Source organism: Mycobacterium sp. (assembly GCF_019243155.1).
GTDB lineage: Bacteria > Actinomycetota > Actinomycetes > Mycobacteriales > Mycobacteriaceae > Mycobacterium.
Genome location: NZ_JAFAUS010000176.1, coordinates 1 through 11,526 on the forward strand (window position 1 = coordinate 1; position 11,526 = coordinate 11,526).

Sequence of the window (11,526 nt, forward strand, 5' to 3'; positions counted from 1 at the left end):
CGGTATCACTGGTGCCCCGGGCAGTGGTGGGACCCGGGTTGGGGCGGCAACTGGGACGCCGGCCGTTGCCACGACGACCACTGGTTCGACGGGGAAGCCCACGACCAGGGCCACTGGCACAACGGCCACTGGGACCCTAACTGGCACTAGCGGCTGCCGGGGGTGTAGCCATGATGGCTACACCCCCGGCACCGCAATTCATTGCATTTACATCAGTGGAAATGGGCCCGAGATTCGGCGATTACTCGGACTAGCGTCCCCAACCCGGAGGAGGGGGTGGGCCATAACCGGGACCATATCCGGGCCCGTAACCGGGTTCATAGCCGCCATATCCGGGCGGCCCGTATCCGGCAGGGCCGCCGTAATCGTCCCAGTCACGGCAGTTGTTCCAGTTCGGGTAGGCGCCCCAACCCTGATCCCAGTTGTCGCCGGGGCACCAATGGTGGTGATACGTGGGCGCGAACGGCGCTGCGTTGGCAACGCCCGAGGTCAGCCCCAGTGTGGACAAGGCGACGCCGCCGGCCGCCAGCGCGCCGATGCACAGGCGAAGCCATGGTTTTGTTTGCTTGTCAGTGTTCATGCCCTAATGGCTTCCCCTTGAGAAATCCACAAAACCACCCGGCGCCTGTGTAGGAGCTATGACATGTGCGTGGGACTCTCTCGAACCGATCCGCCGCCCTTCTAGACGAATTTGGCTCTGAGCAGGTCGTCACCTAGACTCTAGGGGTTGCCTTGGGCAGACCTCGGCCGGTGCATGTGCTGATCGGCCCCGCGTGCCATTAGGTGACTACCGCTTTACAAGACCGCGCACGTCAGGTTTTTTGGTGGGTCATGCTCGCCGAATGCTCATCGGACAGGGCCCTGCCGTGCACATGCAACCAGGTCAGGAGATCGAGTGATTCAGCAGGAATCGCGGCTGAAGGTCGCCGACAACACCGGCGCCAAGGAGATCTTGTGCATCCGTGTGCTCGGCGGTTCGTCGCGACGCTACGCCGGCATCGGTGACGTCATCGTCGCCACCGTCAAGGACGCCATTCCCGGCGGCAACGTCAAGCGTGGCGACGTCGTCAAGGCCGTCGTGGTGCGCACGGTCAAGGAGCGCCGTCGTCCCGACGGCAGCTATATCAAGTTCGATGAGAACGCCGCGGTGATCATCAAGCCCGACAACGACCCGCGCGGGACGCGCATCTTCGGGCCGGTCGGCCGCGAGCTGCGCGAAAAGCGCTTCATGAAGATCATCTCGCTGGCCCCGGAGGTTTTGTAGATGAAGATCAAGAAGGACGACACCGTCCTGGTGATCGCAGGCAAGGACAAGGGCGCCAAAGGAAAGGTGCTCAAGGTTTACCCGGAGCGCAACCGGGTGCTGGTCCAGGGTGTCAACGCGATCAAGAAGCACACCGCGGTTTCGACCAATCAGCGCGGCGCCCAGTCGGGCGGGATCGTCACCCAGGAAGCGCCGATCGACGCCTCCAACGTGATGGTCGTCGACTCGGATGGCAAGCCCACCCGCGTCGGTTACCGGGTTGACGACGAGACCGGCAAGCGGGTCCGTATCTCCAAGCGCAATGGCAAGGACATCTAGCATGACCACAGCAGAGGCTAATGTTAAAGCTCAGCCGCGCCTGAAAGAGCGCTACCGCAACGAGATTCGAGCCTCGTTGCAGGAGCAGTTCGGCTACGCCAACGTCATGCAGATTCCGGGCGTGACGAAGGTCGTCGTCAACATGGGCATCGGCGACGCGGCGCGGGACGCCAAGTTGATCAACGGCGCCGTCAGCGACCTTTCGCTGATCACCGGACAGCGGCCTGAGATTCGCCGGGCACGGAAGTCCATCGCGCAGTTCAAGTTGCGTGAAGGCATGCCGATCGGCGCCCGGGTCACCCTGCGCGGCGACCGGATGTGGGAGTTCCTCGACCGCCTCACCTCGATTGCGCTGCCGCGTATCCGCGACTTCCGCGGGCTTTCGCCCAAGCAGTTCGACGGTGTCGGCAACTACACCTTCGGCCTGGCCGAGCAGTCGGTGTTCCACGAGATCGACGTGGACAAGATCGACCGGGTCCGCGGCATGGACATCAACGTCGTCACCTCGGCGACGAACGACGACGAGGGACGAGCGCTGTTGCGGGCCCTCGGCTTTCCGTTCAAGGAGAACTGAGTACATGGCTAAGAAGGCACTCGTCAACAAGGCAGCGCGCAAGCCCAAGTTCGGGGTTCGTGGCTACACCCGCTGCAACAAGTGCGGCCGCCCCCGTGCGGTCTACCGCAAATTCGGCCTGTGCCGGATCTGCCTACGCGAAATGGCGCACGCGGGCGAACTGCCCGGCGTGCAGAAGAGCAGCTGGTAACAGCTCGGACCCCACGACCAACCCAAAACAGGCGCGCGGCAGGCCCGTACCGGGAACCACCGCGAGGAAGGTGACAGACACTGTCATGACTGCGACAACGACGATGCAGAGCGCAGCGATGAAGAGGAGTGGCGCTCGATGACGATGACGGACCCGATCGCAGACTTCTTGACACGTCTGCGCAACGCCAACTCGGCGTATCACGATGAGGTGGCGTTGCCACACTCCAAGCTCAAGGCGAACATCGCTCAGATCCTCAAGAGCGAGGGCTACATCAGCGATTACCGGACCGAAGACGCTCGGGTGGGCAAGTCGCTGATCGTTCAGCTCAAGTACGGGCCGAGCCGGGAGCGCAGCATCGCCGGCCTGCGCCGGGTGTCCAAGCCAGGCCTTCGGGTGTACGCGAAATCGACCAATCTGCCGCGCGTGCTCGGCGGCCTGGGCGTGGCGATCATCTCGACCTCCTCGGGCCTGCTGACCGACCGTCAGGCAGCCAGACAGGGCGTGGGCGGCGAAGTCCTCGCGTACGTGTGGTGAGGGGATAGATCATGTCTCGAATTGGTAAGCAGCCGGTCCAGATTCCCTCTGGTGTCGACGTGACGATCGACGGCCAGAAGGTCTCGGTGAAGGGGCCCAAGGGCGCCCTGGACCTGACGGTGGCCGAGCCGATCACTGTGTCCCGCAACGACGATGGGGCGATCGTGGTCGCCCGTCCCAACGACGAGCGGCGCAACCGCTCGCTGCACGGACTGTCGCGCACCCTGGTGTCCAACCTGGTCACCGGCGTGACCCAGGGCTACACCACCAAGATGGAGATCTTCGGGGTCGGCTACCGCGTGCAGCTCAAGGGTTCCAACCTGGAGTTCGCGCTGGGCTACAGCCACCCCGTGGTGATCGAGGCGCCGGACGGCATCACCTTCGCGGTGCAGTCGCCGACGAAGTTCACCATCACCGGGATCGACAAGCAGAAGGTCGGCCAGATCTCGGCGAACATCCGCCGTCTTCGCCGTCCCGACCCCTACAAGGGCAAGGGCGTGCGTTACGAGGGTGAGCAGATCCGCCGCAAGGTCGGAAAGACAGGTAAGTAGTCATGGCGCAAGCAAAAGCTGACACCGCCGAGCGGAAACCGGTGGGGCAGAACGTATCCGCGACTCGCCGAGTTTCGCGACTGCGCAGGCACGCACGCCTGCGCAAGAAGATCTCGGGCACTTCGCAGCGTCCGCGGCTGGTGATCAACCGGTCTGCGCGGCACATTCACGTGCAACTGGTCAACGACGAGAACGGGACCACGGTGGCCGCCGCGTCGTCGATCGAGGGCGACGTCCGCGGTCTGGATGGTGACAAGAAAGCACGCAGCGTGCGGGTGGGCCAGCTGATCGCCGAGCGCGCCAAGGCCGCCGGCATCGACAGCGTGGTATTCGACCGCGGTGGCTACACCTACGGCGGACGGATCGCGGCGCTGGCCGATGCCGCACGCGAGAACGGATTGCAATTCTGATGACTGAGAACGTGAAGAAGACTGGAAGGACCGCATAATGGCGGAGCAGTCGGCCGGTAGCCAAAGCGCCCAAAACAGCCGCGACAACCGCGACTCGCGCGGTGACCGCGACAGCCGGGGAAGGCGCGACGACCGCGGTGGCGGGCGCGGTGGCCGCGACCGCGACGGCGACAAGAGCAACTACCTGGAACGGGTCGTCGCCATCAACCGCGTCTCCAAGGTGGTCAAGGGTGGTAGGCGATTCAGCTTCACCGCCCTGGTCATCGTGGGTGACGGCAACGGCATGGTCGGCGTCGGCTACGGCAAGGCCAAGGAAGTCCCGGCCGCGATCGCCAAGGGTGTCGAGGAAGCGCGCAAAAGCTTCTTCCGCGTCCCATTGATCGGTGGCACCGTCACGCACCCGGTGCAGGGCGAAGCCGCCGCGGGCGTCGTGTTGTTGCGTCCCGCGAGCCCGGGTACCGGTGTGATCGCCGGTGGCGCGGTCCGTGCGGTGCTGGAATGCGCCGGGGTGCACGACGTTCTGGCCAAGTCCTTGGGTAGTGACAACGCGATCAACGTGGTGCACGCGACCGTGGCCGCGCTCAAGCTCCTGCAGCGTCCGGAGGAGGTGGCCGCTCGTCGCGGTCTGCCGATCGAAGACGTCGCCCCGGCCGGGATGCTGCGCGCGCGCCGCGAAAGCGACGCGCTGGCCAGTGCCGCGGCGGCACGCGAGGCGACCCAAGGAACACAGCCATGAGCCAACTGAAGATCACCCAGGTGCGCGGCATCATCGGGGCGCGCTGGAAGCAGCGCGAGTCCCTGCGCACCCTGGGGCTGCGAAAGATTCGCCAGTCGGTGGTCCGTGAGGACAACCCACAGACCCGCGGCCTGATCGCGGTGGTGAGCCACCTGGTTGAGGTGGAGGAGACCAAATGACCATCAAGCTGCACGATCTCAAGCCCGCGCGCGGGTCGAAGACGGCCCGTACCCGCGTCGGTCGCGGTGAGGGCTCGAAGGGCAAGACCGCCGGCCGCGGTACCAAGGGCACCAAGGCGCGCAAGAACGTGCCGGCCACCTTCGAGGGTGGGCAGATGCCGATTCACATGCGGCTGCCCAAGCTCAAGGGCTTCAAGAACCGGTTCCGCACCGAGTACGAGATCGTCAACGTCGGCGACATCAATCGGCTGTTCCCGCAGGGCGGTTCGGTCGGCGTGGACGAACTGGTGGCCAAGGGCGCGGTTCGCAAGAACTCCTTGGTCAAGGTTCTCGGCGACGGCAAGCTGACGGTCAAGGTCGACCTGTCCGCGCACAAGTTCAGCGGCAGCGCGCGCGAGAAGATCACCGCGGCCGGGGGCAGCGCCACCGAGCTGTGATCAGCTCAGCTGCGGAATCACTTCCGCGGCAAGGCGTTCCATCTGCTCGCGGTTTTCCGCGACGTCGTAACCGACGGGATTGAGCAGCAGCGTCTGGGCGCCGGCGTCGATCACCTCGCGCAGTCCGCGGGCGACGTCCTCGGGTGTGCCGGAGACCGGCACGTCCTCGACGCCCGGCATCTTGCCGTAGATGCGCCGCAACCCTTCGAGCACCCGCTCGCGGGCCTTGGCGGCGTCGTCGTCGATTATCAGGTAGACGCGCTTCCCGATGCGGAAATGCGCCGGATCCTTGTTCTGCTCGGCGAGTTCGCGGCGCAGGATGGGCACGACGCCCGTGAAGGATTCGGTGGTGGACGAGCCCGCACCCATGAACGCGTCGCCGTGGCGCACGGCTCTGGCCAAGGCCTTGGGGGCCTGCCCGCCGAACCAGATCGGCGGGTGCGGCCGTTGCACCGGCTTGGGCGAGAAGGGCAGGCCGTCGACGTCGCGGAACCGCCCGTGGAACGTCACCTTGGGCTCGTCGGACCAGGCCGCCTTCATCAGTCCGAGGCCCTCGGTGAAATACGAGATGAAGGTGTCCTTCTCCACACCGAAGGCGGCGAAGTTGCGCGCGCCACCGCCGGGAGCGACGCCGATATCCAGCCGCCCGTGGCTGATCCGGTCGACCGTGGCCACCGCCGAGGCCAGTTGCAGCGGCTCGTGCAGCGACGTCACCAGGACCGCCACGCCCAGACGCAGCCGCTCGGTGCAGGCCGCGCACCAGGACAGCAGCTCCAGCGGGGCCAGGATGGGCCCCCGGCCGATGGTTTGCTCGAGCGTCCAGGCCCCTTCGAACCCGAGTTCCTCGGCGCGTGCCAGATATGAGCGCAGGCCGGCGGCGTCAAAACCGTCGTAGTCGAACTGAGGGATGGCGATCGAAAACCTCACGGGACCACCCTACGGCGCCCGATCGGTACGCTGCAGAGCATGTTCGCCTTTTTGCCTTCGCTCCCCGGAGTAGACGAGATCCGCGCGCTGGCCGGCCGCGTCGACACCGCCCGCCATCACGGCGTACCCAACGGCTGCGTGCTCGAATTGGACCTGCGCTCAATGCCGCCGGAGACCACCGGATTCGATCCGCTGGCGATTATCACCGGAGGTGGCCGCGGAATCGCCCTGCGCGACATGGTCGCCGCCATCTACCGCGCCATCGAGGACCCGAGGATCGCCGGGCTGATCGCCCGTGTGCAACTTTCGGCCTCGTCGCCGGCGGCGGTACAGGAGCTACGCGAGGCGATCGCCGCCTTCAGCGCCGTCAAGCCCGCGGTGGCCTGGGCCGAGACCTACCCGGGCACCATGTCCTACTACCTGGCTTCGGCGTTCAGCGAGGTCTGGATGCAGCCGTCCGGAACCGTCGGGCTGATCGGCTTCGCGAGCAATGCGACCTTCCTTCGTGACGCGCTCGACAAGGCGGGGATCGAAGCCCAATTCGTCGCGCGCGGCGAATACAAGTCCGCCGTAAGCCGTTTCACCGAGTACGGCTTCACCGAGGCCCACCGCGAGGCCGTCACCCGGATGCTGGAAAGCCTGCAAGAGCAGGTGTGGCAGGGGATCGCCCAGGCGCGCAAGGTGGACGCGGGCGCGCTCGACGAGTTGGCCGACCGCGCCCCGCTGCTGCGCGATGACGCCGTCGCTTCCGGCCTGCTCGACCGGATCGGATTCCGCGACGAGGCGTATGCGCGGATCGCGGAACTGGTTGGCGCCGAGAGCGATTCGGAAGAAGACGCGCCGCCGCGACTCTACTTGGCGCGCTACGCGGGGTCGTCCCGGCAACGCCTGGCGCCACCCGTGCCGTCGGTTCCCGGTCGCCGGTCCAAGCCGACGCTGGCGGTGGTCACGGTCGACGGCATGATCGTCGACGGTCGCGGCGGCCCGCAGTTCCTGCCGATCGGCACTCCCACGTCCGGCGGTGACACCATCGCGGCGGCGTTGCGGGCGGCGGCCGCCGACGACTCGGTGTCCGCGATCGTCGTGCGGGTCGACAGCCCAGGCGGCGCGATCACCGCGTCGGAAACCATTTGGCGCGAGGTGGCACGGGCGCGCGATCGCGGCAAGCCGGTGGTCGCGTCCATGGGCTCGGTGGCCGCCTCCGGTGGCTACTACGCCGCGATGGCCGCCGACGCGATCTTGGCCAACCCGGCGACGATCACCGGTTCGATCGGCGTGATCACCGGAAAGCTGGTGATTCGCGACCTGATGGGCCGGCTGGGCGTCGCGTCAGACACCGTGCGTACCAACGCCAATGCCGACGCCTGGTCGATCGAGGCGCCGTTCACGCCGGAACAGCAGGCCCATCGGGAGGCCGAGGCGGACTTGTTCTACAACGACTTCGTCGAAAGGGTCGCGGCGGCACGCAATTTGACCACCGATGCCGTGGATATCGTTGCCCGCGGCCGTATTTGGACCGGCGCCGATGCCCATGAGCGCGGCCTGGTCGACGAACTCGGCGGCTTCCGCGCCGCGGTGCGCCGCGCGAAGGTGCTGATCGGCCTGGACGAGGACGACGAGGTCCGCATCGTCAGCTATCCGCACTCCTCGCTGCTGGACATGGTGCGGCCGCAAGCCTCGTCGCAGCCGGCCGCCGCCTCGTTGCCGGACGCGCTGGGCGCCCTGCTTGGCCGGACCGTCGCCGGCATCCTGGACAACGTCGAGCAGACGTGCAGCGGTGCCAACGCGCTGTGGGTGGGCAAAACCCGGTTCTAAAGCGCCCGCTAGCCCGCGAGACTGCCGCTGATGAAGATGATTTCGCCGAGCGGGTCGTCGTTCTCCGGGGAGGGCAGTTCGAGGCCTTGGCGCTCAAACAGTTCCGTGCGGGTCACGCCTTCGACGGCCCAGCCCTTGGTCGACAGGTAATCGACGACATGGTTGCGTTCGCCGGAATACACCAGCGAGGCCATGTCGATGTCGACACCGTGCTCGGCGAATTGCCCCGATATCTCGCGCACCCGCTCGGCGTCGAAATCAACGATGCCGGGCACGAATTCGGTGGCGATCGTGCTGCCGGGCACGCTCAGCGCAGTGATGTTGTCGAACAACCGGTCCTGGGCGTCAGGCGGCAGATAGATCAGCAGGCCTTCGGCCAGCCACGCCGTCGGCGCCGTGGTGTCCAGTCCGGCTTCCTTCAGCGCGGTCGGCCAGTCGGCGCGCAGATCGATGGGAACGGTGCGCCGGGTCGTCGTCGGTTCGGCACCGACGTCGGCCAAAGTGGTTGTCTTGAACTCGATCACCCGCGGTTGGTCGATCTCGTAGACAACCGCGTCCGATGGCCACGGCAACCGGTAGGCGCGTGAGTCCAAACCCGAGGCGAGGATCACCGCTTGGCGCACCCCGCCGCGCACGGCATTGAGGAAGTAGTCGTCGAAGTACTTGGTGCGCACGGCCATTCCGTCGATCAACGCCTGCATGCGCATGGGTGAGGCGTTCTCGATCGTGCTGAAGTCGAGTTCGCCGTCCATCATCTTGGTGAAGAGGTCGATCCCCACCGCGCGCACCAGTGGCTCGGCGAACGGATCGTTGATCAGGCCGCGCGGATCCTTCGTCGCCATGGCGCGCCCGGTAGCGACCATCGTGGCGGTCGCGCCCACGCTGGACGCCAGATCCCACTCGTCGTCGTGAGTGCGTGGCATAAGCCGACCCCTATCCGAGCGTCGCTGAGACGTAGTGCAGGTCGCCGAACGCCGCCATTTCGGCCTCGGGGAACTCGAAACCGTTGCGCGCATACAGTTCTTTGACGGGATGGGCCGTCACCCGCCAACCGTGGTTGGTCAGATAGTCGACGACGACGCTGCGCTCACCCTTATAAAAGAGGTCGGCCGCGTTGAGGTCGAAGCCCGCGCGCTGCCAACGCTCGGTGATGCGTTGCACGCGCTCCTCGGTGAACGCATTCGGGTCGGGCACGTGTTCGGTGGCCAGCCGACTGCCCAGCGCGGACAGTGCGGCGATGTTGTCGAACAACCGGTCCTGAGCCTCGGGAGGCAGATACGGCAGCAGCCCTTCCGCGCTCCACGCGCTCGGCTGCGTGACGTCGAATCCGCTCTGCCGCAAGGCCGTAGGCCAGTCATCGCGCAGGTCGATGGCCACCGCGCGGCGCTCGGCGGTCGGAGCGGCGCCGAGGTCGGCCAGTGTGTTGGTCTTGAACGCGATGACCTGCGGCTGGTCGACCTCGTAGACAACGGTCCCCGCCGGCCACTGCAATCGGTAAGCCCTGGTGTCGAGGCCGGAGGCCAGGATGACCGCTTGCTGCACACCGGCTTTGGCGGCATCGAGGAAGAAGTCGTCGAAGAACATGGTCCGGACCGCCATCTGCTCGGTCCTGGTCTTGCGGTTCAGCATCGGGTCGTCGTCGAAATCGAGCTCCCCGTCGATGATGCGAACGAACGGGTCCAGCCCGACCGCGCGCACCAGGGGATCGGCCAGCGGATCGTTGATCAACGGGTTCGGTCCCTGTGACGCCATTGCGCGGGCCGCGGCGACCATGGTGGCCGTCGCGCCCACGCTGGACGCCAGATCCCAGCTGTCACCCTCGGTGCGGCCCGAATCGGTAGTCATCGACAGGTCTCCTATTTCGCGTTCTTGCGCAGAGTACCGCTGGTGTAGAGCATCTCGCCCATGCGCATGCCGTCGTCATCGAGCGGCGGAAGTCCGTTGACCTTGAACAGGTCTGAGATGGTGATGCTGGTCAGTGCCCAGCCACGATCGCTCAGGTAGGACTCGGCCTCGTTGCGGTCACCGAAGTAGACGAGCCCCGCCATGTCGAGGTCGAAACCGTGCGCACGCCAGCGCTCGGAGATGACCTGCATGCGCTCTTTGAGCTCCTCCTGTTCACCGGGCTGCGGGTTGGGCGCGCTTTCGGTGGCGAGCCGGCTGTCGGCAGCGCTGAGCTCGGTGATGGTGTCCAGCAGGCGGTCCTGCGCCTCGGGCGGCAGGTAGCCGAGCAGGCCTTCGGCGCTCCACGCCGAGGGCTGCGACGGGTCGAATCCGGCGGCGCGCAGCGCGGTCGGCCAGTCGTCGCGCAGGTCGACGGCGACCACCCGTCGCTCAGTGGTCGGTGCGGCGCCCAGCTCTTCCAGCGTGCGGGTCTTGAATTCGATGACCTGCGGCTGGTCGACCTCGTAGACGACGGTGCCGGCCGCCCACTGCAACCGGTAGGCGCGGGCATCCAGGCCCGACGCCAGAATGACCACCTGCTTGATGCCGGCGTTCGTCGCGTCCAGGAAGAACTCGTCGAAGAACTTGGTGCGGGCCGCCATGTTGTCCGACATCCGCGACATCGCTCCGGCCGAGCCGGTGGCGCCGTCGTGGACGTCGTTCAGTTCGGCCGGGTCCAACTCGCCGCTGGCCAGCCGGGCCAGCAGGTCGACACCGACGGCGCGGACCAGCGGTTCGGCGAACGGGTCGTTGATCAGCGGATTGTCGGCGCGGGTCGCCATCGCGCGGGCCGCGGCCACCATCGTCGCGGTCGCGCCGACGCTGGACGCCAGGTCCCAGGAATCCCCTTCGTACCTGGTTGAAGTCATGTTTTGCTCCTATCGGAGGTAGTTAAGCTAATATTTAGCCAATATAACAAGCTTCTACCACTGTACCCTTCCCGCGATTAGCGGCAACCTTGTCTGATGGCGTACGCGGCGGCGGGTAAACGGGTGCTCGTCACGGGCGCTTCCTCGGGACTGGGCGCCGCCCTGGCGCGACAGCTGGCCGCGCAGAGGGCGGTGGTGGGACTCGTCGCCCGCCGTCGCGACCGGCTGGCCGAGGTGCTGGCCGACTGCCGGCAAAGCTCGCCGGGATCGGCGATGTGGGTGGTCGACCTGGCCGACACGACGGCAGCGGCCGCGCTGGCGCTGGCCGCCTGGGATGCGCTCGGCGGAATCGACGTGCTGATCAACAACGCCGCGATCCCGAAGCGGCGGGTGGTCACCGAGCTGGACCCCGACGACGTCGAGGGCGTCATGCGGGTGAATTTCTTCGCGCCGATGCGGATGACGCTGGCGCTGCTGCCGCGGATGATTCAGCGCGGATCGGGCATGATCGTCAACGTGTCGAGCGTCGGCGGCCGGCTCGGAATCATTCACGAAACCGCCTACTGTGCAAGCAAATTCGCGCTGTGCGGCTGGAGCGAGGCAATGGCCGTCGACCTGCACGGCACCGGAATCTCGGTGAAGCTGATCGAGCCGGGACCGGTCGACACCGAGATCTGGGACCAACCGGGCAGCGAGGAACCGCTCTACCAGGGGCCCAAGGTGCCCGCCGACGAAGTGGCCGAAGGCATCATCGCGGCCCTGGGCGGCGATCGAT

The 11,526-nt window shown here is 66.5% G+C and carries 17 protein-coding genes; 12 read left to right on the top strand and 5 right to left on the bottom strand.

Annotation, left to right across the window (positions count from 1 at the left end):
- Window positions 1-250: 250 nt before the first annotated feature.
- Complete coding sequence (locus tag JOZ00_RS08675) at window positions 251-580, bottom strand: hypothetical protein (protein ID WP_293342521.1); 330 nt, start codon at window positions 578-580, stop codon at window positions 251-253.
- 315 nt (window positions 581-895) lie between these two features.
- Here JOZ00_RS08675 and rplN point away from each other — a divergent pair, with 315 nt between their 5' ends.
- The 10 genes from rplN to rplO all read left to right on the top strand — a co-directional run bounded on the left by rplN (window position 896) and on the right by rplO (window position 5,196).
- Window positions 896-1,264, top strand: a complete 369-nt coding sequence (rplN, locus tag JOZ00_RS08680) for a 50S ribosomal protein L14 (RefSeq protein WP_003403649.1) — start codon at window positions 896-898, stop codon at window positions 1,262-1,264.
- Window positions 1,265-1,582 carry a 50S ribosomal protein L24 gene (rplX, locus tag JOZ00_RS08685; protein ID WP_293342524.1) on the top strand — a complete coding sequence of 106 codons (318 nt, stop codon included), beginning with the start codon at window positions 1,265-1,267 and terminating at the stop codon, window positions 1,580-1,582. It abuts the gene before it with no gap.
- Between the two features lies 1 nt (window position 1,583).
- Window positions 1,584-2,156, top strand: coding sequence for a 50S ribosomal protein L5 (rplE, locus tag JOZ00_RS08690; RefSeq protein ID WP_293342526.1), 573 nt, complete (start codon window positions 1,584-1,586; stop codon window positions 2,154-2,156).
- 4 nt (window positions 2,157-2,160) lie between these two features.
- Window positions 2,161-2,346 (top strand): type Z 30S ribosomal protein S14, encoded by a 186-nt coding sequence (locus tag JOZ00_RS08695; RefSeq protein WP_293342528.1) that lies wholly within the window; start codon window positions 2,161-2,163, stop codon window positions 2,344-2,346.
- A 138-nt stretch (window positions 2,347-2,484) separates the two neighbouring features.
- A complete protein-coding gene (rpsH, locus tag JOZ00_RS08700; RefSeq protein WP_293342530.1) occupies window positions 2,485-2,883 on the top strand; it encodes a 30S ribosomal protein S8 in 399 nt (132 codons plus the stop codon).
- Between the two features lie 11 nt (window positions 2,884-2,894).
- A complete protein-coding gene (gene rplF / locus JOZ00_RS08705; protein ID WP_293342533.1) occupies window positions 2,895-3,434 on the top strand; it encodes a 50S ribosomal protein L6 in 540 nt (179 codons plus the stop codon).
- A gap of 41 nt (window positions 3,435-3,475) precedes the next feature.
- Window positions 3,476-3,844: a 50S ribosomal protein L18 gene (rplR, locus tag JOZ00_RS08710; protein WP_293342562.1), complete on the top strand. Its 369-nt coding sequence runs from the start codon at window positions 3,476-3,478 to the stop codon at window positions 3,842-3,844.
- Between the two features lie 37 nt (window positions 3,845-3,881).
- Window positions 3,882-4,580, top strand: a complete 699-nt coding sequence (rpsE, locus tag JOZ00_RS08715) for a 30S ribosomal protein S5 (RefSeq protein ID WP_293342536.1) — start codon at window positions 3,882-3,884, stop codon at window positions 4,578-4,580.
- Window positions 4,577-4,759, top strand: a complete 183-nt coding sequence (rpmD, locus tag JOZ00_RS08720) for a 50S ribosomal protein L30 (protein ID WP_267731966.1) — start codon at window positions 4,577-4,579, stop codon at window positions 4,757-4,759. The genes rpsE and rpmD overlap by 4 nt, the downstream gene beginning before the upstream one ends.
- The gene (gene rplO / locus JOZ00_RS08725; RefSeq protein ID WP_293342541.1) at window positions 4,756-5,196 is read left to right on the top strand and encodes a 50S ribosomal protein L15; all 441 of its coding nucleotides are present in this window, start codon (window positions 4,756-4,758) and stop codon (window positions 5,194-5,196) included. Before rpmD ends, rplO begins: the two co-directional genes overlap by 4 nt.
- On the opposite strand, the gene JOZ00_RS08730 is transcribed toward rplO, so the two are convergent.
- Window positions 5,197-6,123, bottom strand: coding sequence for an LLM class flavin-dependent oxidoreductase (locus tag JOZ00_RS08730; protein ID WP_293342544.1), 927 nt, complete (start codon window positions 6,121-6,123; stop codon window positions 5,197-5,199).
- 39 nt (window positions 6,124-6,162) lie between these two features.
- Here JOZ00_RS08730 and sppA point away from each other — a divergent pair, with 39 nt between their 5' ends.
- Window positions 6,163-7,938 (top strand): signal peptide peptidase SppA, encoded by a 1,776-nt coding sequence (gene sppA, locus JOZ00_RS08735; protein ID WP_293342547.1) that lies wholly within the window; start codon window positions 6,163-6,165, stop codon window positions 7,936-7,938.
- Window positions 7,939-7,946: 8 nt separating this feature from the next.
- Here the strand turns inward: sppA and JOZ00_RS08740 are convergent, their stop codons facing one another.
- The 3 genes from JOZ00_RS08740 to JOZ00_RS08750 are packed head-to-tail and all read right to left on the bottom strand — an operon-like array spanning window position 7,947 to window position 10,751.
- Window positions 7,947-8,861 (bottom strand): class I SAM-dependent methyltransferase, encoded by a 915-nt coding sequence (locus JOZ00_RS08740; protein WP_293342550.1) that lies wholly within the window; start codon window positions 8,859-8,861, stop codon window positions 7,947-7,949.
- 10 nt (window positions 8,862-8,871) lie between these two features.
- A complete protein-coding gene (locus JOZ00_RS08745) occupies window positions 8,872-9,783 on the bottom strand; it encodes a class I SAM-dependent methyltransferase (RefSeq protein ID WP_293342553.1) in 912 nt (303 codons plus the stop codon).
- Between the two features lie 11 nt (window positions 9,784-9,794).
- Entirely contained in the window at window positions 9,795-10,751 is a 957-nt protein-coding gene (locus JOZ00_RS08750) for a class I SAM-dependent methyltransferase (protein WP_293342556.1), read from the bottom strand.
- A gap of 96 nt (window positions 10,752-10,847) precedes the next feature.
- On the opposite strand from JOZ00_RS08750, the gene JOZ00_RS08755 reads away from it, so the two are divergent.
- The coding region (locus tag JOZ00_RS08755; protein ID WP_293342559.1) for an SDR family NAD(P)-dependent oxidoreductase at window positions 10,848-11,526 on the top strand (679 nt) is incomplete at its 3' end.

Excerpts from the sequence above, each read along its gene's own strand:
- JOZ00_RS08675 (WP_293342521.1), bottom strand. The coding sequence starts at position 580 with ATGAACACTGACAAGCAAACAAAACCATGGCTTCGCCTGTGCATCGGC.
- rplX (WP_293342524.1), top strand. The coding sequence starts at position 1,265 with ATGAAGATCAAGAAGGACGACACCGTCCTGGTGATCGCAGGCAAGGAC.
- rplE (WP_293342526.1), top strand. The coding sequence starts at position 1,584 with ATGACCACAGCAGAGGCTAATGTTAAAGCTCAGCCGCGCCTGAAAGAG.
- JOZ00_RS08695 (WP_293342528.1), top strand. The coding sequence starts at position 2,161 with ATGGCTAAGAAGGCACTCGTCAACAAGGCAGCGCGCAAGCCCAAGTTC.
- rpsH (WP_293342530.1), top strand. The coding sequence starts at position 2,485 with ATGACGATGACGGACCCGATCGCAGACTTCTTGACACGTCTGCGCAAC.
- rplF (WP_293342533.1), top strand. The coding sequence starts at position 2,895 with ATGTCTCGAATTGGTAAGCAGCCGGTCCAGATTCCCTCTGGTGTCGAC.
- rpsE (WP_293342536.1), top strand. The coding sequence starts at position 3,882 with ATGGCGGAGCAGTCGGCCGGTAGCCAAAGCGCCCAAAACAGCCGCGAC.
- rpmD (WP_267731966.1), top strand. The coding sequence starts at position 4,577 with ATGAGCCAACTGAAGATCACCCAGGTGCGCGGCATCATCGGGGCGCGC.
- rplO (WP_293342541.1), top strand. The coding sequence starts at position 4,756 with ATGACCATCAAGCTGCACGATCTCAAGCCCGCGCGCGGGTCGAAGACG.
- sppA (WP_293342547.1), top strand. The coding sequence starts at position 6,163 with ATGTTCGCCTTTTTGCCTTCGCTCCCCGGAGTAGACGAGATCCGCGCG.
- JOZ00_RS08740 (WP_293342550.1), bottom strand. The coding sequence starts at position 8,861 with ATGCCACGCACTCACGACGACGAGTGGGATCTGGCGTCCAGCGTGGGC.
- JOZ00_RS08745 (WP_293342553.1), bottom strand. The coding sequence starts at position 9,783 with ATGACTACCGATTCGGGCCGCACCGAGGGTGACAGCTGGGATCTGGCG.
- JOZ00_RS08750 (WP_293342556.1), bottom strand. The coding sequence starts at position 10,751 with ATGACTTCAACCAGGTACGAAGGGGATTCCTGGGACCTGGCGTCCAGC.